The sequence below is a fragment of the Pseudomonas sp. genome, from assembly GCF_002796985.1.
GTDB lineage: Bacteria > Pseudomonadota > Gammaproteobacteria > Pseudomonadales > Pseudomonadaceae > Pseudomonas.
In genome coordinates, this window is the sequence record NZ_PEKX01000004.1 from 59,048 (window position 1) to 80,821 (window position 21,774).

Genomic DNA, 21,774 nt, shown 5'->3' on the forward strand with positions numbered 1-21,774 from the left:
CCAAGGACCTCACATGCCCGCCTACGCCCTGAAATGCCTGAGTGCCACCCTCACTGCCAGCATCCTGCTCAGCGCCTGCTCGGCGTTCGAGCCCAAGCCCTACACCGAGGAGGAAATGCGCCAACGGGTGATCGAGGACCAGGCTCGCATGTACAAGGAGCAGGAACCGGTCAGCGGGCCGATCACCTTCTACGAAGCCTCCGCCCGAGCATTGAAATACAACCTCGACTACCGCCTGAAGCTGCTGGAAAGCGCGCTGGCCTCCGACCTGCGCGACGTCACCAGCCACGAGATGCTGCCGCGCGTGGTCGCCTCCGCCGGCTACGCCGGGCGTAACAACGATTCGGGCGGCACCTCCATCGGCATCGAGGACCGCCAGGTCAGCCTGCGTCCGTCCACCTCGGAAGAACGCTACCGCCAGCTCTACAGCCTCGGGCTGTCCTGGAGCCTGCTGGACTTCGGCGTCGCCTACTTCCGCACCCAGCAGAAGAACGACCAGATGCTGATGGCCGAAGAGCGCCGCGAGAAGGTCGCGCAGAACGTCCTGCAGGATGTGCGCAACGCCTACTGGCGCGCGCTCGGCGCCCAGCGCCTGCTGCCGGAAGTGGACGGCCTGCTGATGCGCACCCACCGCGCCCTGACCGCCGCCCGCGAGGCCGAGGGCAAGGGCCTGCTGCCGCGCCAGGACATCCTCGCCTACCAGCGCGCCCTGCTCGACTCGGTGTACATGCTCACCGTGCGCCGCCAGGACCTGGAGTTCGCCCGCGCCGAACTGGCCGCGCTGATGTCGCTGCCGCCGAACACCAAGATGGTCCTGGCCGACATCGGCGAGCAGCCGCTGCCGCTGGTGACCAACAACGTCGAACAGCTCGAACGCCTGTCGCTGGAGCGCCGCCCGGAAATCATGGAGGAGTGGTACAGAAAACGCGTCGACATGAACGACCTGAAGATCGCCAAGGCCCAGCTGTGGCCCAACGTCAGCTTCAACTACGGCTACGAGTACGACTCCAACAAGTACCTGTACAACAACGACTGGAACCAGACCGGCATCAACGTCTCGATGAACCTGCTGCGCCTGGCCCAGTACCCGGACATCAAGGCCGCCGAGGCCAGCCAGGAAAAGACCGACGACATGCGCCGCACCGCGCTGTCCATGGCCATCCTCACCCAGGTCCGGGTCGGCCTGTTGCGCTACCAGCTGGCCAAGCAGGAAGTGGAGTTCGCCGACGAGAGCCTGCGCGTCGACCAGAGCCTGCTCAGCTACGCCCAGTCCGCCCGCGGCGCCGCGCTAGGCAGCGAACTGGAGCTGATCCGCGCCGAAGGCCGCTTCCTGCTCTCGCGCTACCAGCGCGAAGCCGCCTACTCCGACGCCCAGGCCGCCTGGGGCCGGTTGTACAACTCGGTGGGCTTCGAGGTGATGCCCAAGGAAATCCAGAACCACGACGTGAAGACCCTCGCGCGGGAAATCCAGCGCACCCTGGAACAACAGACCAGTACCAACCTGCTCGCCAGCAGCACCGCCAGTGGCAAAGAAGGAACCGCCAATGCCGCGCAGTAAGTCGTACCTGCTCCTCCCGCTGTACCTGATGTTGCTCCAGCCGGTGCTGGCCGATGACGCCCCCACCGGCCTGCCGCCACTGCCCGACAGCCAGGACCCCGGCGCCATCCGCGTGCTGCTGGTGTCCAACCTGGAAACCACCCTCTCCGCCCAGATGAACGGCACCCTCGGCGCGCTCAAGGCCAGCCTGGGCGACAAGGTCGCCAAGGACGCCGAACTCGCTCAGCTCAACTGCGTGGAAGTGAACGCCCGCGCCAAGGTCGCCGGCGCCGAACTGAACATGGCCCGCGCCAACCTCGCCGCCAAGCAGAACCTGCGCAAGCTCGACGCGGTAGGCGACCTGGAAGTCGCCATGGCCAACACCGAGGTACAGAAGGCCGATGGCGCCCTCACCCTGGCCCGTGCCCAGGCGGGCTACTGCCTGGTCGACGCACCGTTCTCCGGGCGCATCGCCAAGGTCTACGTCAAGCCGTACCAGACGGTGACCGCCGGCACGCCGCTGTTCGACCTGGTCAGCGACGGAGCGCTGAAGGTCCGTCTTAACGTGCCCTCTTCCATGCTGCCCAGCCTACGCCCGGACATGCCGCTGGAGGTGGACATCCACGAAACCGGCAAGCACTACCCGGCCAAGGTCAGCGTGATCAACGCGCGGGTCGACGCGGTGGCGCAGACCGTGGAGCTGGAAGCGAAACTGGACGCCAGCTACCCCGAATTGATCGCCGGCATGAGCGGGGTCGCGCGCTTCCCCGAAAGCCATGAGTGAGCTGCTTCCGCCACCCCAGCTGCTGCTGAGCCTGGCCAATGTGCGCGACAAGGCGCTGACGGCCGACTCGCTAGGTAGCCTGGCTTTCAGCATCGCCAACGACCTGTTCCCGCTGCTGCGTTTCCACCAGGCACTGGTGTTCGCCTGCCAAGAGTCGCGCAATGAACTGCTGGCGGTTTCCGGCCTCGCCAAGCCCACGGAAGACTCGCCCTATCTGGTCTGGCTGGAACGCGCCAGCCGCTGGGTTGCCGCACAACTACCCGACGCCACGCCCACCTGGCTGGCTCGCGACGCCATCGAACCGCCCGCCGACATCGCCGAAGGCTGGAGCGAATGGTGGCCCGCCGGGCTCTGGTGCGTGCCGCTGCACGACCGCGCCGGCAAGCGCCTGGGACTGGTGCTGTTCCTGCTCGACGAAGCACCGGCGCGCAACCTGCAACCGCTGCTGCAGGGCATCTGGCAGACCTGGGCGCACGCCTGGGCTTCGTTCGGCCCGCGCACCCGCTTGCGCTACTGGCGGCCGAGCAAGCGCCAGGTACTGGTCGGCATGATCGCGCTGGCCGCGCTGCTGCTGATCCCGGTGCGGCAGACCGCCCTGGCGCCGGCGGAAATCGTCTCGCGCAACGCCCAGGTCATCAGCTCGCCCATCGACGGCGTGATCGTCAAAATGCTGGTGCGCCCGAACCAGAGCGTCGAGGTCGGCACACCGCTCTTCGAACTGGACGAAACCACCCTGCGCAGCCGCGCCGATGTGCTGGCCAAGGAAGTCGCGGTGGCCGATGCCGAACTCATGGCGGCCAGCCAGCGCGCCTTCGACAACCCGCAGAGCAAGAGCGAGCTGTCGGTGCTCGACGGCCGCTCGCGCCAGCGCCGCGCCGAACTGGCCGCCGTACAGGCGCAACTGGCGCGCACCCGCGTGCTTGCGCCGCGCGCCGGCGTGGCGGTGTACAGCGACCCCAACGACTGGCTGGGCAAGCCGGTGGTCACCGGCGAACGCATCCTGCAGATCGCCGACCCGAAGGCGCCCGGCATGCGCATCCAACTGCCAGTGGCCGATGCGATTGCGCTGGAGCCAGGGGCGAAAGTCGCGCTGTTCCTCACCGCTTACCCGCTGGACCCGCTGCACGGGGAAATCCTCGATACCAGTTACCAGGCCAAGCCCAGCGACGAGGGCGTGGCCTCCTACCGCCTGCTGGCCAGCGTGCAGGACGCCCCGCCCCATGCTCGCCTGGGCCTGCACGGCACCGCCAAGCTCTACGGCGAGCGCGTGGTGCTCGGCTACTACCTGCTGCGCCGCCCGCTGGCCTCGCTGCGCGCCTGGACTGGCTGGTAAAGGCAATGGACGTTGCCGCCGAAGACCTGCCCACTCCGCCGCTGCGTGACGACCTGCGCCTGGACGAAGCCGCGCCCGGCCCCGACGGCGAGCCGGTGTGGGTGATCCAGGACTGCGTGCTCAACCGTTTCTATCGCATCGGCTGGCTAGAGTTCGAGTGCCTGCTGCGCTGGGAGCAGACGCCCCGGCAGATCAGCGAGCAGATCGGCGAACAAACCGCGCTCAAGCCCGACGCCGAGCAGGTGCTGGGCTTCCGCCAGTTCCTCGAACACCACCAATTGCTGCGCCCCGGCCCCGAGGCGCTGGCCCGCCTGGCCGCGCGCAGTGAAGGCAAGCAGTGGACGACCTGGAACTGGTGGCTGCACCACTACCTGTTCTTCCGCATCCCGCTGCTGCGCCCGCAGCGCTTCCTGCGCGCCATCGCCGGCAGCCTCGACTGGCTGTTCAACCGCTACGTGGCGATGCTGGTGTTGCTGCTCAGCCTCGCCGGCATCGTGCTGGTGACGCACCAGTGGGACACCTTCACCCACGACGTGGTGGAGTCCTTCTCCTTCGAGGGCCTGCTCAGTTTCGCCGCCGCGCTGGTAGTGGCGAAGACGTTGCACGAGCTGGGCCACGCGCTGGTGGCGACGCGATTGGGCTTGAAAGTCGCGCACATGGGCATCGCCTTCGTGGTGATGTGGCCGATGCTCTACACCGACACCGGCGAGAGCTGGAAGCTGCGCAGCAACCGCCAGCGGCTGGCCATCGCCAGCGCCGGGATCATCACCGAACTGGGCCTGGCCGGGCTCTCGACCCTGGGCTGGGCATTGGCCGACCCCGGCCCCTTCCGTAACGGGCTGCTGTACCTGGCGACCACCAGTTGGGCGCTGTCGCTGGCGTTGAACGCCAGCCCGTTCATGCGCTTCGACGGCTACTTCATCTTCTCCGACCTGCTGGACTTCCCCAACCTGCACGAACGCGCCGGCGCCCTCGCGCGCACCACGCTAAGGCGCAACGTGCTGGGGCTCGACGAGCCCTGGCCGGAGCACTTCCCCACCGGCAAGCGCCGCCTGCTGGTGGCCTTCGCCTTCGGCACCTGGGTCTACCGCCTGCTGCTGTTCCTCGGTATCGCCGTGGCGGTCTATTACTTCTTCTTCAAACTGCTGGGGATCTTCCTGTTCGCCGTGGAAATCAGCTGGTTCATCGTTCAGCCCGTGTGGCGCGAACTCAAGGTCTGGTGGCAGCGCCGCGCGGAAGTGAAGCCGCGACGCAAGCTGGTCTTTCTTGCGCTGCTCGGCGCCATCGTCCTGCTGCTCGCCATTCCCTGGCGCACCCAGGTGCACGCCATGGGCGTGGCCCGCGCGGCGCAGCAGTTGCACGTCTACGCCCCCTTCCCCGCGCTGCTACGCGACCTGCGCCCCGGTGGCGAGGTCGGCAAGGGTGAAACCCTGGCAGTGATGGAGGAGCCCGATATCGCCGCCAAGGTGGCCGGCAGCGAGGCGAGCATCCGCGGCTACCAGGGTCGCCTGGCCGGCATGCTGGCCGACCCGTCGGGGCTTAGCGAGGAAGCCGTCACCCGCCAGCGCCTGGGCGTGGAGTACCAGCAGGCCCGCGCCGCGCGCAACGAGATGGCCCGCCTCACCCTGCAAGCGCCCTTTGCCGGGCGCTGGCTGGACGTCAACCCGGACTGGAAGCCCGGCCAGTGGATCAACACCCGCGAGCCCATCGGCGTGCTGGTGGACCCGCAACACTGGCTGGTGGACGCCTACGTCAAGCAGGACGAAGTGCAGCGCCTCACCGACGGCGGCCATGTGCGCTTCTACCCCGAAGGGGTGCCGCGCCCCATCGACGGCCAGGTGGTGCTGATCGGCACCACGCGCATCGGCCAGCTGGAACAGCCGATGCTCGCCTCGCGTTACGGCGGCCCGCTGAACGTCAACTCGCACGGCGAAGCGCTGGTGCCCAACCCGGCGCTGTTCCATGTGCTGGTGAAGCTGGACGCCCCGCCGCCGGGTTTGCATGAAACCCGTGGCCACCTGCAGATCGAGGGCGCGCGGCGTAGCTGGCTGGGTGAAGGGTTCACCCGGTTGCTGGCGGTGGCGCTGCGGGAGAGTGGGTTCTAGCGGTTAAGCGCGAGACGGAGTTGGGCGAAGTCCATCGCGGACAGAGTCCGCTCCTACGCAAACGGGGGCCGCGGGACCAATCAGACCGTAGGGCGCATAACCCGGAACGGGTTATGCGCCGGTTGCCCAGCGGCGGATAACGCTGGCGCGTTATGCGCCCTACGTTCTTCGGAGCGGGGCCCGCAGGCAAGATCAGGGAGGGGGAGTAGCTGGCACGAGATTTTAGATGCAGACAGTTGCTCCCGCAGGAGGGGCTCAGCGTTGGGCGGTTCGCGAGCAAGCTCGCTCCTACAGGGGACTGCACCGCTCTGGCTCTGGCTCTGGCTCTGGCTCTGGCTCTGGCTCTGGCTCTGATGAGGGTTCCAGAGAAACATCCGCGCACGCCGAATGCCCCGTTCAGGAGGCCTCGTTGAGGCGGAGTTTCAGGGGTTGAGCGACATGGATGTCGCGAGAGCGTTGTCGGGCCAGGGATGGCCCGTCAACGCGGGCCCCTGAAACTGCGCTTCAACGAGGGTATTTTTCGCCCCAAGCGAAAAACCGGATGATTGGGGCAAGACCTTTGCCTTCTTTGGGTCGTTTGCCAAAGAAGGTCGCCCGAGGGGGCGAAACAAGAAGCCCGGGCGTACGCCGAAGCGGCGCTGGAACTCCCAGCCCGAGGCAGCGTAATTGCAGCTCAGGAGGTCAGGAACACCGCCAGCAGACCGCGGGCATAGCCCTCTCCAGCAGGTTCAGCGACGCTCTACGCCACCTCGCTCTCCACCCCTGCATCCAGGTCCACCAGCAGCTCGATCATCGCCCGCGCCGCCGCCGAAAGGCGGTCGCCGCTGCGGGTGACGATGCCGCAGCGGGCCTGGAGGATGTCGACGTTCTGCGGCAGGTTGCGCAAGTGCAGACGCACCAGCTCCCCGCGCGCCATCGGCTCGCTCAGTGCCTCTTCCACGGCGATGCCGATGGCGTCGGTCTGGCTGACGATGCGCACCAGCGAGCCCATGTCCTCGCACTGCACATTGGTGGTGATGTCGATCTTGCCGCTCAAGTTGGCGAGCATCTTCCGCGCGCTGGGCGGGATCAGCGTGGCCGCCAGCGGGTAGGCGAACAGGTCGTTGGTGGAGAGGCTTTCCTTGGCCAGCAACGGGTGCCCCTCGCGGCAGAAGAACAGCCCGCTGCGCGGCTTCAGCGCACGGGTCTGGAAGTTCGGGTCGGCCTCGAAATGGCGAATATCGGCGACGAAGAACTCGATTTCCTCGCGGCTCAGGCTGCGCGCCAGGCGCTCCCAGTTGTCCACGCCGAACTGGATGTGGATGCGTGGGTAGCGCTGGACGAAGCGTGACACGGCGTCAGACACCAGCTTCTGCGCCGGCGCCGGCCCGCTGCCGAAACGCAGCTCGCCGGAATCCAGCTTGTTCAGCCGGGCCACCGCGTGGCTCAGGTTGTTGGCGCCCTGCACCAGGCTCAGCGCGTGTTGCAGCACCACCTGGCCTTCGGGGGTCGGGCGCAGGTCCTTGCTGCCACGGTCCACCAGGCGGCAGCCCAGCTCCTGCTCCAGGCCCTGGATGCTGCGGCTGAACGCCGGCTGGGTGATGCCCATGGCGTCGGCGGCGCGTACGAAGCTGCGGTGTTCGTTGAGGGCGATGAAGTAGCGGAGTTGGCGCAGATCCATGATGCATTTCCGGCATTGAAAATAGTGGGCAAAGGCATTTGCCGCTGGGTATGCGCTGGTTTTAAATGCAAGCTCTTATTCCGTCAACGAAGAATAAAACAAACATCTATTCTTTTATGAACTAAGAATATAGCTCAGACCAGGAGTCGCCCGATGCCAGCCCTGCACCTCCTTTCCTTGCGAATGTGCCTGTCCCGCTGTCGCTGACAGCAAAAGCCGCACCCACCCACAACGAAAAACGTCGTTCGCCACTTTTGCCTGGCGCGGCCCCGTTTTGCCTGCGATCGGCGCGCAAAGGCCTTTCGTTCAAGTTCAAGGACACAGCATGACTTCGAGACATTCGCCCTTCCCCTTCAAGCCGCGCCGGCTGCGCGCTCCGGACTATGCCGTGGTGCTGTTGCTGGCCCTGGGCGGCGCCCTGCCGGTGCTCGCCGAGGAAACCGCGGACGCCACCACCGACGGTGAGCCCGGCAAACCCGTCAGCGCCGCGCCGGCCAAGGCTGACGCCACCCTGGGCAAGGTCACCGTCACCGCCCGCCGCCGCGAGGAGGACTCGCAGAAGGTGCCCACGCCGATCACCGTGGTCGGCGGCGAAACCCTGGAAACCCAGCGCGTCTACAAGGTGCAGGACCTGCAGCAGATCCTGCCCAGCGTGAACGTTGCCTTCATCCACGCGCGGCAATCGAGCATCGCGGTGCGCGGCATCGGCAACAACCCGGCCAGCGACGGCCTGGAAGGCAGCGCCGGGGTCTACCTGGACAACGTCTACCTCGGCCGCCCCGGCATGGCGGTATTCGACCTGCTGGACATCGAGCAACTGGAGCTGCTGCGCGGCCCGCAGGGCACGCTGTTCGGCAAGAACACCACGGCCGGCGTGCTGAACATCAGCACCCGCGCGCCGACCTTCAGCCCCGAGCGCAGCGTGGAAGTCTCCGGTGGCCAGGACGGCTACTTCCAGGGCAAGGGCACTGTCTCCGGCGCACTGACCGACACCCTCGCCGGGCGCGTCTCGGCCTACCGCACCCGCGATGACGGCTACATCAAGAACATCCACGACGACAACGACCTCAACGGCGGCGAGCGCCAGGGCATCCGCGGGCAACTGCTGTTCAAGCCCAACGAGGACTTCGACCTGCGCTGGATCAACGACTACAACGAGGAGGATTCGAGCAACGGCAGCATGGTGGTGTACGGTGCCGCCGACCGTTTCTGGCAGCGCGCCGCCGCCGTGGGCGCCTCGCCGATCCGCGACCCGGACCGGCACAAGGTCAACATCAATGGCCGGCAGAACGTCAGCGTGCACCAGGGCGGCAGCTCGGTGGAGGCCAACTGGAACCTCAACGGCGGCTACAAGCTGACCTCCATCAGCGCCTACCGCTACTGGCACTTCACCCCGGCCAACGACGAGCAGCTCAACGTCTCGGCGATCAACAATACCGGCGTGGAAGTCCACGACCGCCAGTTCTCCCAGGAAATCCGCCTGGCCTCGCCCACCGGCGGCTTCTTCGACTACGTGCTGGGCGCTTACGCGTTCAACCAGAACCTGGGCAACAAGACCTTCACCGACTACGGGCCGCTGGTCGACCGCTACCTGCTCGGCACCAACCTGAATGCGCTGAACAACACCTATTCGAAAGCCAACGGCAAGATCGAGACCGACAGCTTCGCGCTGTTCGCCCAGGGCACCTGGCACCTCACCGACAAACTGGACTTCACCGCCGGCCTGCGCGGCACCTACGAGGAGAAGGACGCCAAGGTCGAGCGTTTCGACCCGGTCGGTGGCGCACCAGTCACCGGTGTCGGCGCGGTAGTACGACGCAACCAGCTGGGCGCCTACGACTCGGGCGACCTCAGCCTCTACAGCTTCGCGCCCTCGGCGCTGCTGAGCCTGAGCTACCAGTTCACCGACGACTTCCTGGGCTACGCGTCGCTGTCCCACGGCGAGAAGTCCGGCGGCGTGAACCTGGCCGTGGCCAGCGCGCCAACGGCCGGCGCGGACTCCCTGCTGGTCGGCCCGGAACGCGCCAACGACGCCGAGCTGGGGATCAAGACGACCCTGTTCGACAACCGTCTGCAGCTCAACACCAACATCTTCTGGACCGGCATCCACGGCTACCAGGCGACCACCCTGTACCAGCCGCCGGGCTCCACCCAGCTGGTTTCGGTGCTCTCCAACGCGGGCAGCGTGCGTTCGCGCGGCCTGGAGTTCGAGGCCACCGCCCTGCCCATTCGCGGCCTGACGCTGAACTTCAACGGCTCCTACAACGACGTCACCTACCTGTCGTTCAAGGACGCCCCTTGCCCGGCGGAAGTCTCCACCCAGCCCGGCGCACCCGCCAGCTGCGACCTCACCGGGCAGCGCGTGGTCGGCGCGTCGAAGTGGATCGGCAACCTCAACGGCGAGTACGCCTGGAACCTCGACGACGGCATCCGCCCCTACGTGAGCGGCAGCTACTCCTACCGCTCCGAGGCCGAGGGCACGCTGGACAACTCCGACCTCTCGAAGATCGACGGCTACGGCCTGGCGAACTTCTCCGTCGGCCTGCGCAAGGACCTCGGCGACGGCCAACTGGACGCCTCGGTATGGCTGAAGAACGCGTTCGACAAGGACTACTACCTGGCCGCCTTCGCCAGCATCAACGGCTCCTACACCGCCTCGGTGGGCCAGCCGCGCACGCTGGGCGCCTCGGTCCGTTACGACTTCTGATCCCCATCCGCCGCGCCAGACGGCGCGGTTCTATTGCCACAGCAAGAGGACGATGAGATGAGCAACGCAGCACAAGCAATCCAGCAGGACGTAGTCAGCCTCGATATCCGCCCAGTTGCCGGGCGCATCGGCGCCGAGATTCGCGGCGTGAAGCTGTCCGGCGAGCTGGACGCCGCCACCACCGACGCCATCCAGGCCGCGCTGGTGAAGCACAAGGTGATCTTCTTCCGTGGACAGGCGCACCTCGACGACCAGGGCCAGGAGGCCTTCGCCAAGCTGCTCGGCACCCCGGTGGCGCACCCCACCGTGCCGGTGCAGGAAGGCACCCATTACCTGCTGGAACTCGACGGCGCCCAGGGCCGCCGCGCCAACTCCTGGCACACCGACGTGACCTTCGTCGACGCCTATCCCAAGGCCTCGATCCTGCGCAACTTGGTGGCCCCCGAGGCCGGCGGCGACACCGTGTGGGCCAACACCGCCAGCGCCTACGACGACCTGACGCCGGAGCTGAAAGCCCTGGCCGATTCGCTCTGGGCGGTACACAGCAACGAGTATGACTACGCCAGCGTGCGCCCGAATGTCGATCCGGCGCGCCTGGAGGAGTACCGCAAGGTGTTCACCTCCACTGTCTACGAGACCGAGCATCCAGTAGTGCGCGTGCACCCGATCAGCGGCGAGAAGACCCTGCTGCTGGGGCACTTCGTCAAGCGCCTGAAAGGCCTCTCGCAGCATGACTCCGCGCACCTGTTCGCCGTGCTGCAGAGCCACGTCACCCGCCTGGAGAACACCGTGCGCTGGCGCTGGCAGCCGGGCGACGTGGCGATCTGGGACAACCGCGCGACCCAGCACTACGCCGTGGACGACTACGGTACCCAGCCGCGCATCGTGCGCCGCGTGACCCTCGACGGCGACGTGCCGGTGGGCGTCGACGGGCAGCGCAGCCGGACGATCAAGAAGGTTTGAGCTCTAACCCCAAAAATTGAAAGCCCCTCTCCCTAACCCTCTCCCTGAAGGGCGAGGGCTGAGGAGAGGGAATCCCCCACTCAGGACTAACCCGATGACTCAATCCAACGCCCTTAAGCAAACCACCCCCGAAGCCTTCGCCATCGTCCCCCTAGACGCCCCGCTGGGCGCCGAAGTGCGCGGCCTGGACGCCCGCGAGCCGCTGACCCCGGAACAGATCCTGGCGATCAAGCAGGCCCACCGCGAGCACCACATCCTGATCTTCAAGGACCAGCAGCTCGACGATCAGCAGTACCTGCGCTTCGCCACCCTGTTCGGCGCGGTGTTCCAGCCGCCCGCCGATGTGCCGGTGCTGTCCTCCGGCACCGACGGCAAGGCCCCGGACATCGTCAAGGTGGCCAACACCGAGGATGGCGAGCTGGGCAACTTCGCCCTGCCGGCCCACGTCGACCACCAGTGGACCCCGGTGCCCTCTTCCGGGTCCTTCCTCTATGCGCTGGAGGTGCCCAGGACCGGCGGCGAAACCCAGTTCACCAACCTCGCCCGCGCCTACGAGACGCTGGATGAAGCGACCCGCGCCGAGATCGACCCGCTGCGGCTGATCAACTACAACCCCTTCATCCGTCTGAAGAGCGGCGGCTACAACGGCACCTTCGTGCGCTACCGCACCCCGGACATCGAGCCCATCCAGGGCACCGAACATCCGCTGGTGCGCACCCATCCGGAGAACGGCAAGCGCGTGCTGTTCCTCTCCGTGCACACCGAGGTGGAAATCCCCGGCGCCGATCCGCAACAGGGCGCCGCACTGGTGGAGAAACTGCGCGAACACCTGCAGCGGCCCGAGCTGATCTACAGCCACAAATGGTCGGTCGGCGACATCGTCTGGTGGGACAACCAGGCCGTGCTGCATGGCCGTAACGCCTTCCCGGCCAGCGAGACGCGCCGCCTGAAGCGCATCAGCCTGTCCGGCAGCCGGCCGTTCTGAGGCAATGTAGGGCGCATAACCTGGAACAGGTTTTCCGCCGGGCTCACCAGCGGCGGATAACGCTGGCGCGTTATTCGCCCTGCAAACTGACGCCATTGCGCCCTCCTGCACCGAACGGTCCCCTCTCCCGCTTGCGGGAGGGGGTTAGGGTGAGGGGCTTTTGATTTTGTAGGAGCGAGCCCAGTAGGGCAGATAACCTGGAACAGGTTATCTGCTGCGGATGGCCCGAAAAACCCTGCAGGCAAGGCTTTCTATGCTTATGCCAAATCGTTTCTTGTGCTGAGTCAATTATTCCTTTTATAGTTTCGGCAACTCGTCATAACAAGTTATGACCTATGGCCGAACTACTCCCCCTCTCCCCCGTTCCGCTCTACAGCCAGCTCAAGGAAGTCCTGCGCACGCGCATCCTCGACGGCACCTATCCGCCGCTCAGCCGCATGCCCTCCGAGGCCGAGCTGGGCAAGGCCTTCGAGGTCAGCCGGATCACCGTGCGCCAGGCGCTGGGCGACCTGCAGAAGGAAGGGCTGATCTTCAAGATCCACGGCAAGGGCACCTTTGTCGCCAAGCCCAAGGCGTTCCAGAACGTCAGCACCCTGCAGGGCCTGGGTGAGTCCATGACCGAGCGCGGCTACGAGGTGATCAACCGCCTGCGCAGCTTCAAGAGCGTGCCGGCCAACGCCCAGGTCGCCGCGCGCCTGCAGGTCGCCGAGGGCGAGAGCGTGGTGCAGATCAAGCGCGCCCGCCTGGTCAACCGCGAGCTGGTGTCGCTGGAGATCACCTGGCTGCCCGAGCACGTCGGCAAGCGCCTGGAGAAGGCCGACCTGGTCAGCCGCGACATCTTCCTGATCCTCGAGAACGACTGCGCCCTGCCCCTGGGCCATGCCGATCTCGCCATCGACGCCATCCTCGCCGACGCCGAACTGGCGCGCGCGCTGGAGGTGGAAGAAGGCTCGCCGGTGATGCGCATCGAGCGCCTGACCCACACCGCCGACGGCACGCCGCTGGACTACGAACACCTCTACTACCGCGGCGATGCCTTCCAGTACCGCCTGCGCATCGACCGCCACAAGGGACAGCACCAATGAGCCAGTTCGACCTCTCCCAGGTTCCCGAGGACAAGGAACTCGCCTACGACATCGTGGTGATCGGCGGCGGCACCGCCGGCCCGATGGCCGCGATCAAGGCCAAGGAAGCCAACCGCGAGCTGCGCGTGCTGCTGGTGGACAAGGCCAACGTCAAGCGCAGCGGCGCCATCAGCATGGGCATGGATGGGCTGAACAACGCGATCATTCCCGGCCACGCCACGCCCGAGCAGTACACCAAGGAAATCACCGTCGCCAACGACGGCATCGTCAACCAGACAGCGGTCTACGCCTACGCCACCCACAGCTTCGAGACCCTGCAGCAGCTGGACCGCTGGGGCGTGAAGTTCGAGAAGGACGAAGTCGGCGACTACGCGGTGAAGAAGGTCCACCACATGGGCGCCTACGTGCTGCCCATGCCCGAGGGCCACGACATCAAGAAAGTGCTGTACCGCCAGCTCAAGCGCGCGCGCATCGAGATCACCAACCGCCTGGTGGTCACCCGCCTGCTCACCGACGCCGACGGCGCGGTCAACGGCCTGCTCGGTTTCGACTGCCGCACCGCGCAGTTCCAGGTGATCCGCGCCAAAGCCGTGGTGCTCGCCTGCGGCGCCGCCGGCCGCCTGGGCCTGCCCTCTTCCGGCTACCTGATGGGCACCTACGAGAACCCCACCAACGCCGGCGACGGCTACGCCATGGCCTACCACGCGGGGGCGGAACTCTCGAACCTGGAGTGTTTCCAGATCAACCCGCTGATCAAGGATTACAACGGCCCGGCCTGCGCCTACGTCACCGGCCCGCTGGGCGGCTACACCGCCAACAGCAAGGGCGAGCGCTTCATCGAGTGCGATTACTGGAGCGGCCAGATGATGTGGGAGTTCCACCAGGAACTCGAAGGCGGCAACGGCCCGGTGTTCCTCAAGCTCGACCACCTTGCCGAGGAAACCATCCAGACCATCGAGGAAATCCTCCACAGCAACGAACGCCCCAGCCGTGGCCAGTTCCACGCCGGGCGCGGCACCGACTACCGCCAGCAGATGGTGGAGATGCACATCTCCGAGATCGGCTTCTGCTCCGGCCATTCGGCCTCCGGCGTTTGGGTCAACGAGAAGGCCGAGACCAGCGTGAAGGGCCTGTACTCGGCCGGCGACATGGCTGCCGTGCCGCACAACTACATGCTCGGCGCCTTCACCTACGGCTGGTTCGCCGGCGCCAACGCCGCGCAGTACGTGGCCGGGCGCGAATTCAGCGAAGTCGATGGCGCCCAGGTGGCCCGTGAACGCGAACGAGTGTTCGCACCCTTGAAACGCGAGCACGGCCTGCCACCGGCGCAGGTCGAGTACAAGCTGCGGCGGATGGTCAACGACTACCTGCAGCCGCCCAAGGTGACAAAGAAGATGGAGATCGGCCTGCAACGCTTCACCGAGATCGCCCGCGACCTCGATCAGCTCAAGGCCAACAACCCCCACGAGCTGATGCGCGCCATGGAAGTCAGCGTGATCCGCGACTGCGCCGAGATGGCCGCCCGTGCCTCGCTGTTCCGCACCGAGAGCCGCTGGGGTCTGTACCACCACCGCGTCGACTACCCGCTGCGCAACGACGCCGAATGGTTCTGCCATGCGCATCTGAAGAAGGGCGAGGACGGCGCGATGACCAGTTTCAAGAAGCCCATCGAACCCTATGTGATCGCGCTGGATGAGGATGAGCAGCAGGCCTACGAGCGGCTGCGGGTGAAGAGCGAAGCGGCTTGAGAGATTGGACTGACGGCCTGAAAGGCCCCTCACCCTAACCCTCTCCCGGAGGGAGAGGGGACTGTCCAGAGCGGCGAATGGGTCGGCGCTCGCCGGCTGACTCAGTGCTTTCCATCCCCACCGAACGGCCCCCTCTCCCTCTGAGCGGGGCGCGCAGCCAGGGCTGGGGTGAGGGAAGGCCCGAGCACCAGATCCACCCCAGCAACACCGAACAGAACCAGCCCGCCGCCACGACGGCCGGCAAGCAACACGATGAGGACCGCGTGCAATGGCCTACCAACCCCAGGAAATCTTCTTCCGCTCCAGCGCCCCGGTAACGGTGGACGAGGACAAGTGCATCGCCGACAAGGGCTGCACCGTCTGCGTCGAGGTCTGCCCGATGGACCTGCTGGCAATCAACCCCGCCACCCAGAAGGCCTACATGGCCTTCGACGAATGCTGGTACTGCATGCCCTGCGAGAAGGACTGCCCGACCGGCGCCGTGCGGGTCGAGATTCCGTACCTGCTGCGTTAATCCGCACCGCCGCTGCTCTTGTAGGAGCGAGCTTGCTCGCGAACCAGGGCCGGCAGACGGGCTGTTCGCGAGCAAGCTCGCTCCTACGAAGAACCTAATAAGAAATGCCATCCGGCCCCACCGCCGGACGCCTGATGCACCGCCCCTCGTTTCCCACCGCAAGACCTGCGGCGGAGACGATTCCAATACTGATGATTCGAGGGGAACACCCATGACCTTGCGCACCACCCTGGCCGGCCTCGCGCTCGCCATTGCCAGCATCACTGCCCACGGCGAGACCATCCGCGTCGCCATCGGCACCCAGGACACCACCATCAACTGCGCCGCCGGTGGCCTGTTGATCCGCGAACTCGGCCTGCTCGACAAGTACCTGCCGCACGACGGTGCGTACAAGGACGCCCAGTACGACGTGCAATGGAAAAACTTCACCAGCGGCGCGCCGCTGACCAACGAGATGGTTGCCGGCAAGCTCGACTTCGGCGCCATGGCCGACTTCCCCGGCTCGCTCAACGGCGTCGCCCACGAGGCCGCCGGCAAGCGCAGCCTGTTCATCAGCGTACTCTCGGGCAGCATCGAGGGCAGCGGCAACGGCATCGTCGTGCCCGCCGCCTCCAAGGTGCAGTCGCTGGCCGAGCTCAAGGGCCAGACCATCTCCGTGCCCTTCGCCTCCACCGCCCACGGCCTGCTGCTGCGCGCCATCGCCGCGCAAGGCTGGGACCCGGAGAAGGACGTGACCATCATCGCGCAGCCGCCGGAAGTCGCCGGCTCCGCGCTGCAGGCCAACAAGATCGCCGCCCACGCCGACTTCGTGCCCTTCGCCGAGCTGTTCGAAAACCGTGGCATCGCCCGCAAGATCTACGACGGCTCCCAGGCCAAGGCGCCGACCTTCCATGGCGCGCTGGTGGAAGCGGACTACGCGCAGAAGCACCCGGAGATCGTCGAGGCCTACCTGCGCGCCACCTACGAGGCCAACCAGCTGCTGGCGCAGGACCCGGAGAAGTACAGCGAGCTGATCGAGAAGGTCGCCGGCATTCCCGCCGAGGTGAACTACCTGTTCCACGGCCCGCTCGGCCTGCAGACCCGCGACCTGACCTGGAAGCCGGAATACCGCCAGGCCGTGGCCACCGCCATCGACACCCTGAAGCTCTTGAAGAAGGCCGACCGCGGGCTGAACGTCGAGCAGTTCGTCGACGACCGTTACATTCGCGCCGCCTTCAAGGCCTCCGGCGCCGACTACGAGCAGGCGCTGAAGAACTACGCGCAGCAGCCACTGCTGGGTAACGACGCGCTGACCAACAAGCCGATCACTGACACCCGCAAGGTGGCGCAGGTCTGGGTACGCGGCGAGCCGAAGGTGCGCAGCTACGCGACCGCGAAGGAAGCGCTGGGCCAGCTGGCCGAGCTCAAACAGCAGGGCAAGGACATCCGCGCGGTGTACGCCCAGGCCAGCGACAGCGGTATCAAGCTGCTCGCCGGGCAAGCCTGGTTCGTGCGCGGCAAGGATGGCGCGCTGGACGCCTTCCTGCTGCGCGAACAGGCCGACGCCTTCGCCCGCCAGCATGGAGGCGAGGTTGCCGACTTCGCCGCCGCCAGCCAGCAGGCCGTGGCCAGCCGCTGAATCGAAGACCAGCCCCGGCGCCCACGCGCCGGGGCTGGCGGAGACCGAAGATGAACACCACCACCCTCACCCGCTGGAGCCTGCGCCTGGCCTCGCTGCTGGTCTGCCTCGCGCTCTGGCAGGTGCTCAGTGCGCGCCACGTGAACCTCGGCGTGGTCACTTTCGCCAACGTGCCCGGCCCGCGCGACGTGTTCGACGCCGCCTGGAACCTCGCGCAATCGAGCAAGCTTGGCCGCCACCTGGGCAGCAGCCTGCTGCGGGTGCTCGCCGGCTACCTGCTGGCAGCCTTCGCCGGCATCCTCCTCGGGCTGGTCATTGGCCGGGGCCGCTGGGCCCGCGACAGCCTGTTGCCGCCATTGGAAGTGCTGCGGCCGATCCCGGCGGTGGCGTGGATTCCGCTGGCGATCCTGATGTTCCCCAGCTCCGAGCTGTCGATGATCTTCATCACCTTCACCGGCGCGCTGTTCCCGGTCCTGCTCAACACCATCCATGGCGTCGAAGCCGTCGACCCACGCCTGCTCGCCTCCGCCCGCAGCCTCGGCGCCGGGCGCCTGGCACTGCTGCGCGAAGTGGTGCTACCGGGCGCCGCACCGAGCATCGTCACCGGCCTGGCCATCGGCATGGGCACCTCGTGGTTCTGCCTGGTGACCGCCGAGATGATCTCCGGGCAATGGGGCATCGGCTATTACACCTGGGAGTCCTACACCTTGCAGAACTACCCCGACATCGTCGTCGGCATGCTGCTGATCGGCGTGCTCGGCATGGCCAGCAGCCTGCTGGTGCGCCAGCTCGGCGCACTGGTCACGCCCTGGCAGCGCCAGGCCGGAGGCAAGCCATGAACCTGCCCGCCAGCGCACCGGGGCGCGTGCGCGTCGACGGCCTGTCGATCCACCTGGGCAGCGGCCGCGACGCCTTCGAGGCCGTGCAGTCCCTGAGCTTCTCCATCGAGCCGGGCGAGTTCGTCTGCGTGCTCGGCCCCTCCGGCTGCGGCAAGTCCACCCTGCTCGGCGCCCTGGCCGGGCACCTGACGCCCAGCGCCGGCCAGCTGGAAGTGGACGGCCACACCGTCGCCGGCCCGTCGCCCGAGCGCGGCATGGTGTTCCAGCACCACACCCTGCTGCCCTGGCGGCGGGTGCGCGACAACGTCGCCTTCGGCCTGAAGATGCGCGGCGTGCCCCGCGTCGAGCGCCATCGGCAGGCGGACGAAATGCTCCAGCTGGTGGGCCTGAACGGCTTCGCCGACCGCTGGCCATCGCAGCTTTCCGGCGGCATGCAGCAGCGCGTGGAAATCGCCCGCGTGCTGATCAACCAGCCGCGCCTGCTGCTGATGGACGAACCCTTCGGCGCCCTCGACGCACAGACCCGGATGATGATGCAGGAGCTGCTGCTGGATATCTGGACGCGCCTGCGCACCAGCGTGCTGTTCATCACCCACGACATCGACGAGGCGCTGTTCCTCGCCGACCGCATCCTGGTGATGAGCCCGCGACCGGGGCGCATCCTCGAAGACCTCCGCCTCGACTTCCCGCGCCCGCGCCACGCCGACCTGCTCACCACGCCTGAATTCTCCCGGCTCAAGCGCCACTGCCTGGAACTGCTGCGCCATGAAGACGGCCGCCAGCTGCCACGCCTGACCCCGCTGGGCCTGCCCACTCCACAACGGATACCGCGATTCGCCATATGACCGATTTCAATCCCTCATCCAACATCAGCACCGACAACCCCGACATCCTCGACCTGCGACCGCGCCTGCAGGACGCCGACGCCGGCGTGCGCCGCATCGCGCTGATCGAGCTGGCCGACCTGGAAGAGCCCGGCGGCCTGCCCTGGCTGGCCCACGCGCTGAACCATGACGCCGCCGCCAGCGTCCGTGCCGAGGCCGCACGCCTGCTGGAAGCCTGGGAAGAACCCGACGTGGTGGACGCCCTCTGCCAGGCCCTGGCCGACCCTGACGACGACGTGCGCGAAGCCGCCGCCCAGAGCCTGAGCGAGCTGAAAACCGCCGAAGCCGGCGTACGCCTGCTGCCGTGGGCGACCCACGCCGACATCTTCGTTCGTCGCAGCGCCCTGCGCGCCCTGCGTGAACTGCGCCTGGAAGAGGCCGCCGAACCGGCCCTGGCTGCGCTGGGCGACAGCGACGCCGGTGTGCGCCGCGAAGCCGTGGGCATCCTCGGCTGGCTCAAGCGCACCGACGCCCTGCCGCACCTGGCGCGGCTCACTCGCGACGACCCGGACGCCGAAGTCCGCCGCGCGGCTGCCGGCGCCCTCGGCCTGGCCATCGATGCCAGCGTGCTGCCGGCCCTGCAGGCGGCGCTGGCCGACCCGGCCTGGCAGGTACGCGAGGAAGCCGCCGGCACCCTTGGCAAACTGGCGCTGCCGGAAGCCGGTGATGCGCTGGTACACGCACTGGAAGATGACTTCTGGCAGGTGCGCCTGCGCGCCGCCCGCTCGCTGGGCAAGCTGCGCTACCTGCCAGCGCTGGACGGCCTGAAGTTGGTGCTCGGCCACGGTATCGCCAACCTGCGCAAGGAAGCCGCGCTGGCCCTGGGCGAACTGGGCAGCGGCGAGGCCGTCGAAGCACTGCGCAACGCCGAGCACGACGGCGACCCGGAAGTCCGCAAGGCCGTGCGCATCGCGCTGGCTCAGTTGGAGCAAAAGCCGCACCCGGGCCAATCGGCATGAACACACCAGTCGCTCTGCACCGCTCCAGCGCCGATGGCGAGCTGCGCATCCGCTGGGACGATGGCGTCGAACAGTGCATCCCTTTCACCCGCCTGCGCGGCGCCTGCCCCTGCTCGCAGTGCCGGGCGGCGCGCCTTCAGGGGCGCATCGAGCTGGTTTCGGCCGGGGTCGTCCTGCAGGAACTCAACCTCCAAGGCTATGGAGTGCAGCTGGTGTTCGACGATGGCCACGACCGGGGTATCTATCCCTGGTCGTATCTGCGTGAGCTAGGGCGGCAGGCGCTCAGTTGATCGCACGGGTCAGGTGCTCCAGCACACGCTCGACCGCACGCTCCAGGCAACCCTTGAAGAAGTGGTCGGCGCCGGCATAGAGCACCACCTCGCGCTTCGCCGGGCGCGCCCAGTCCAGCAGGTTGGCCAGCGGCGCCATCTCGTCCGCCTCGCCGTGCAGCAGCAGGCAATCGGCCGGCAGCTCCTGTGCTTCGTAGGCGCGGCCACCGGGCACCGTGCCCACCGGCAAGCCCATCAGGGCAATGGCCTGCGCAGGCGGTGACAGGTCGCCGGCCACGCGGGCGAACACATAAGAGCCGAAGGAAAAGCCCACCAGTGCCAACGGCAGCTCGGGATGCTCGCGACGCAGGTGCGCGATCACCGCGAGCATGTCCTGCGCCTCGCCGATGCCTTCGGCGTACTCACCCTCGCTGCCGTCCACGCCACGGAAGCTCGGCCGCACGGTCAGCCAACCGGCGCCACAGAGCCTGCGCGACAGGGTCAGCGGCACGCGGTGCTTCGGGCTGCCGCCAAGCAACGGCTGCGGATGGCTGATCAGCGCGATGCCTTTCACCGGCACACCCGGCCGATCGATCAGCAACTGCAGCTTGCCCACCGGGCCGTCGATCAGTTGCGTGCTGCGCTCTTCGTCGGCGGGCATGGGATGTCCTTGGGGCGGGAGGGAACACGCATTGTAGGACCGGCGCAGTCCCGCGTCATGGCAGGCAAGGCCTGCCGCGGGTCCGCCAGGACAACAGCGGATCGGATGTCGTTCGCCCCTTCATCGGGAGTGGCAAGCGAATGACGAACAAACTGACGCTTCCCACAAGAAAAGCAGACCCAAATTTGACCGGTTTCAACCTCGCCCGAACTGCCGCCCCGCGACCCGGCTCCGCCCCCTACCCTGACCTCACCGCCATGCCCATGGCGGTACGCACGAAGAAGCTCTCATGCCATCTCGTGCATCTTCCGCAAGCCTCCGGGTTCTGCAATTCCAATGGGAGTGTGAGACATGAACACCTACCCCTTTGACGAGCAGAAGGACCTGCTGCGTTGGCAAGACGTCTGCTATGGAGCGTCACCCCTGATCTACATTCACGGCCTGGGTTGCGCATCGAGCAGTGACTATCCGGCGGTCATCGCGTCGGACGCCTATTGCCGGCGCCGCTCCTGGCTGGTCGACCTGCCCGGCGCCGGTTTCAGCGACAAGCCCGACGCCACCCTCTACGGCACAACGGCCCAGGCCCAGACGCTGGAGAACTGGATTCTCAGCACTGGGGTCCCCCGCTGCAGCCTGTTCGGCCACAGCGCCGGCGCCTTCATCGCTATCAAGCTCGCGGCCGCCATGCCAAACAAGGTCAACAAGCTGATCCTCTGCCAACCCGGCCTCACCGACTATGGCATCGCCCTGCTCGAATCCATCACGGCCATGAGTGAAAGCGAGTTTGTCGCCATCGGCTTTTCACAATTGCTCGAACAACTCAAGGAGGACGGCGACAACGAAGCCTGGCTCGGCTCCTTCCAGATCTGCTCGCCTCAGGCCATCTACCAGTGGGCCGGCGCAGCGCTCGCCGACTACGACTCAGGCAGGTGGATCGAGGCCCTGAAAGTGCTGCGTACCCCCAGGAAGGCCGTGATTCTCTCGGACAATACCCCCCTGAACGACATCCGCCTGTATCACCAGACCGGCTGCCAGGTCGAAATCGTTGCCCATAGCGGGCACATGATCGCCTACGACAACCCGGATGGCCTGGCGCAGGCGATTTCCCACCTCGCCTATTAGA

At 66.9% G+C, this 21,774-nt stretch carries 18 protein-coding genes; 16 read left to right on the forward strand and 2 right to left on the reverse strand.

The annotated features are described in order from the left end of the window. Window positions 1–13: 13 nt before the first annotated feature. From CTR55_RS03265 to CTR55_RS03280, 4 genes are read left to right on the forward strand one after another with little or no spacing between them, the layout of a single operon-like run. Window positions 14–1,558: a TolC family protein gene (locus CTR55_RS03265; protein WP_296284117.1), complete on the forward strand. Its 1,545-nt coding sequence runs from the start codon at window positions 14–16 to the stop codon at window positions 1,556–1,558. Then, window positions 1,545–2,321 (forward strand): efflux RND transporter periplasmic adaptor subunit, encoded by a 777-nt coding sequence (locus CTR55_RS03270; RefSeq protein WP_296284118.1) that lies wholly within the window; start codon window positions 1,545–1,547, stop codon window positions 2,319–2,321. Before CTR55_RS03265 ends, CTR55_RS03270 begins: the two co-directional genes overlap by 14 nt. Beyond that, on the forward strand, window positions 2,314–3,654 hold the full coding sequence (locus tag CTR55_RS03275) for an HlyD family efflux transporter periplasmic adaptor subunit (RefSeq protein ID WP_296284119.1): 1,341 nt from the start codon (window positions 2,314–2,316) through the stop codon (window positions 3,652–3,654). Before CTR55_RS03270 ends, CTR55_RS03275 begins: the two co-directional genes overlap by 8 nt. A gap of 5 nt (window positions 3,655–3,659) precedes the next feature. Next, window positions 3,660–5,759: an HlyD family efflux transporter periplasmic adaptor subunit gene (locus CTR55_RS03280; RefSeq protein WP_296284120.1), complete on the forward strand. Its 2,100-nt coding sequence runs from the start codon at window positions 3,660–3,662 to the stop codon at window positions 5,757–5,759. 739 nt (window positions 5,760–6,498) lie between these two features. On the opposite strand, the gene CTR55_RS03285 is transcribed toward CTR55_RS03280, so the two are convergent. Continuing rightward, window positions 6,499–7,419 carry a LysR family transcriptional regulator gene (locus CTR55_RS03285; protein ID WP_296284121.1) on the reverse strand — a complete coding sequence of 307 codons (921 nt, stop codon included), beginning with the start codon at window positions 7,417–7,419 and terminating at the stop codon, window positions 6,499–6,501. 325 nt (window positions 7,420–7,744) lie between these two features. Between CTR55_RS03285 and CTR55_RS03290 the strand changes: the two genes are divergently transcribed. The 11 genes from CTR55_RS03290 (at window position 7,745) to CTR55_RS03340 (ending at window position 20,011) form a co-directional block, all read left to right on the forward strand. After that, window positions 7,745–10,126: a TonB-dependent receptor gene (locus tag CTR55_RS03290; RefSeq protein ID WP_296284122.1), complete on the forward strand. Its 2,382-nt coding sequence runs from the start codon at window positions 7,745–7,747 to the stop codon at window positions 10,124–10,126. 57 nt (window positions 10,127–10,183) lie between these two features. Beyond that, on the forward strand, window positions 10,184–11,089 hold the full coding sequence (locus CTR55_RS03295) for a TauD/TfdA family dioxygenase (RefSeq protein WP_296284123.1): 906 nt from the start codon (window positions 10,184–10,186) through the stop codon (window positions 11,087–11,089). A 94-nt stretch (window positions 11,090–11,183) separates the two neighbouring features. Continuing rightward, window positions 11,184–12,074 carry a TauD/TfdA family dioxygenase gene (locus tag CTR55_RS03300; protein WP_296284124.1) on the forward strand — a complete coding sequence of 297 codons (891 nt, stop codon included), beginning with the start codon at window positions 11,184–11,186 and terminating at the stop codon, window positions 12,072–12,074. 335 nt (window positions 12,075–12,409) lie between these two features. After that, a complete protein-coding gene (locus tag CTR55_RS03305; protein ID WP_296284125.1) occupies window positions 12,410–13,159 on the forward strand; it encodes a GntR family transcriptional regulator in 750 nt (249 codons plus the stop codon). Then, window positions 13,156–14,907 carry a fumarate reductase/succinate dehydrogenase flavoprotein subunit gene (locus tag CTR55_RS03310; protein ID WP_296284126.1) on the forward strand — a complete coding sequence of 584 codons (1,752 nt, stop codon included), beginning with the start codon at window positions 13,156–13,158 and terminating at the stop codon, window positions 14,905–14,907. Before CTR55_RS03305 ends, CTR55_RS03310 begins: the two co-directional genes overlap by 4 nt. 268 nt (window positions 14,908–15,175) lie before the next feature. Further along, window positions 15,176–15,421 (forward strand): ferredoxin family protein, encoded by a 246-nt coding sequence (locus tag CTR55_RS03315; protein WP_024767017.1) that lies wholly within the window; start codon window positions 15,176–15,178, stop codon window positions 15,419–15,421. A gap of 211 nt (window positions 15,422–15,632) precedes the next feature. Beyond that, window positions 15,633–17,039 (forward strand): ABC transporter substrate-binding protein, encoded by a 1,407-nt coding sequence (locus CTR55_RS03320; RefSeq protein ID WP_296284127.1) that lies wholly within the window; start codon window positions 15,633–15,635, stop codon window positions 17,037–17,039. A 50-nt stretch (window positions 17,040–17,089) separates the two neighbouring features. After that, the gene (locus CTR55_RS03325) at window positions 17,090–17,878 is read left to right on the forward strand and encodes an ABC transporter permease (RefSeq protein ID WP_296284128.1); all 789 of its coding nucleotides are present in this window, start codon (window positions 17,090–17,092) and stop codon (window positions 17,876–17,878) included. Then, on the forward strand, window positions 17,875–18,723 hold the full coding sequence (locus CTR55_RS03330; protein ID WP_296284129.1) for an ABC transporter ATP-binding protein: 849 nt from the start codon (window positions 17,875–17,877) through the stop codon (window positions 18,721–18,723). The genes CTR55_RS03325 and CTR55_RS03330 overlap by 4 nt, the downstream gene beginning before the upstream one ends. Next, window positions 18,720–19,721 carry a HEAT repeat domain-containing protein gene (locus CTR55_RS03335; protein ID WP_296284130.1) on the forward strand — a complete coding sequence of 334 codons (1,002 nt, stop codon included), beginning with the start codon at window positions 18,720–18,722 and terminating at the stop codon, window positions 19,719–19,721. Before CTR55_RS03330 ends, CTR55_RS03335 begins: the two co-directional genes overlap by 4 nt. Next, a complete protein-coding gene (locus tag CTR55_RS03340; protein WP_296284131.1) occupies window positions 19,718–20,011 on the forward strand; it encodes a gamma-butyrobetaine hydroxylase-like domain-containing protein in 294 nt (97 codons plus the stop codon). The genes CTR55_RS03335 and CTR55_RS03340 overlap by 4 nt, the downstream gene beginning before the upstream one ends. Here CTR55_RS03340 and CTR55_RS03345 read toward each other — a convergent pair. Then, entirely contained in the window at window positions 20,004–20,651 is a 648-nt protein-coding gene (locus tag CTR55_RS03345; protein WP_296284132.1) for an alpha/beta family hydrolase, read from the reverse strand. The two genes, CTR55_RS03340 and CTR55_RS03345, sit on opposite strands and share 8 nt — an antisense overlap. Before the next feature lie 351 nt (window positions 20,652–21,002). Here CTR55_RS03345 and CTR55_RS03350 point away from each other — a divergent pair, with 351 nt between their 5' ends. Next, complete coding sequence (locus tag CTR55_RS03350) at window positions 21,003–21,773, forward strand: alpha/beta hydrolase (RefSeq protein ID WP_296284133.1); 771 nt, start codon at window positions 21,003–21,005, stop codon at window positions 21,771–21,773. Window position 21,774: the final 1 nt, after the last annotated feature.

Bases quoted from the DNA above. Each gene is read 5' to 3' on its own strand.
- CTR55_RS03265 (WP_296284117.1), top strand. From the start codon at position 14: ATGCCCGCCTACGCCCTGAAATGCCTGAGTGCCACCCTCACTGCCAGC.
- CTR55_RS03270 (WP_296284118.1), top strand. From the start codon at position 1,545: ATGCCGCGCAGTAAGTCGTACCTGCTCCTCCCGCTGTACCTGATGTTG.
- CTR55_RS03275 (WP_296284119.1), top strand. From the start codon at position 2,314: ATGAGTGAGCTGCTTCCGCCACCCCAGCTGCTGCTGAGCCTGGCCAAT.
- CTR55_RS03280 (WP_296284120.1), top strand. From the start codon at position 3,660: ATGGACGTTGCCGCCGAAGACCTGCCCACTCCGCCGCTGCGTGACGAC.
- CTR55_RS03285 (WP_296284121.1), bottom strand. From the start codon at position 7,419: ATGGATCTGCGCCAACTCCGCTACTTCATCGCCCTCAACGAACACCGC.
- CTR55_RS03290 (WP_296284122.1), top strand. From the start codon at position 7,745: ATGACTTCGAGACATTCGCCCTTCCCCTTCAAGCCGCGCCGGCTGCGC.
- CTR55_RS03295 (WP_296284123.1), top strand. From the start codon at position 10,184: ATGAGCAACGCAGCACAAGCAATCCAGCAGGACGTAGTCAGCCTCGAT.
- CTR55_RS03300 (WP_296284124.1), top strand. From the start codon at position 11,184: ATGACTCAATCCAACGCCCTTAAGCAAACCACCCCCGAAGCCTTCGCC.
- CTR55_RS03305 (WP_296284125.1), top strand. From the start codon at position 12,410: ATGGCCGAACTACTCCCCCTCTCCCCCGTTCCGCTCTACAGCCAGCTC.
- CTR55_RS03310 (WP_296284126.1), top strand. From the start codon at position 13,156: ATGAGCCAGTTCGACCTCTCCCAGGTTCCCGAGGACAAGGAACTCGCC.
- CTR55_RS03315 (WP_024767017.1), top strand. From the start codon at position 15,176: ATGGCCTACCAACCCCAGGAAATCTTCTTCCGCTCCAGCGCCCCGGTA.
- CTR55_RS03320 (WP_296284127.1), top strand. From the start codon at position 15,633: ATGACCTTGCGCACCACCCTGGCCGGCCTCGCGCTCGCCATTGCCAGC.
- CTR55_RS03325 (WP_296284128.1), top strand. From the start codon at position 17,090: ATGAACACCACCACCCTCACCCGCTGGAGCCTGCGCCTGGCCTCGCTG.
- CTR55_RS03330 (WP_296284129.1), top strand. From the start codon at position 17,875: ATGAACCTGCCCGCCAGCGCACCGGGGCGCGTGCGCGTCGACGGCCTG.
- CTR55_RS03335 (WP_296284130.1), top strand. From the start codon at position 18,720: ATGACCGATTTCAATCCCTCATCCAACATCAGCACCGACAACCCCGAC.
- CTR55_RS03340 (WP_296284131.1), top strand. From the start codon at position 19,718: ATGAACACACCAGTCGCTCTGCACCGCTCCAGCGCCGATGGCGAGCTG.
- CTR55_RS03345 (WP_296284132.1), bottom strand. From the start codon at position 20,651: ATGCCCGCCGACGAAGAGCGCAGCACGCAACTGATCGACGGCCCGGTG.
- CTR55_RS03350 (WP_296284133.1), top strand. From the start codon at position 21,003: ATGAACACCTACCCCTTTGACGAGCAGAAGGACCTGCTGCGTTGGCAA.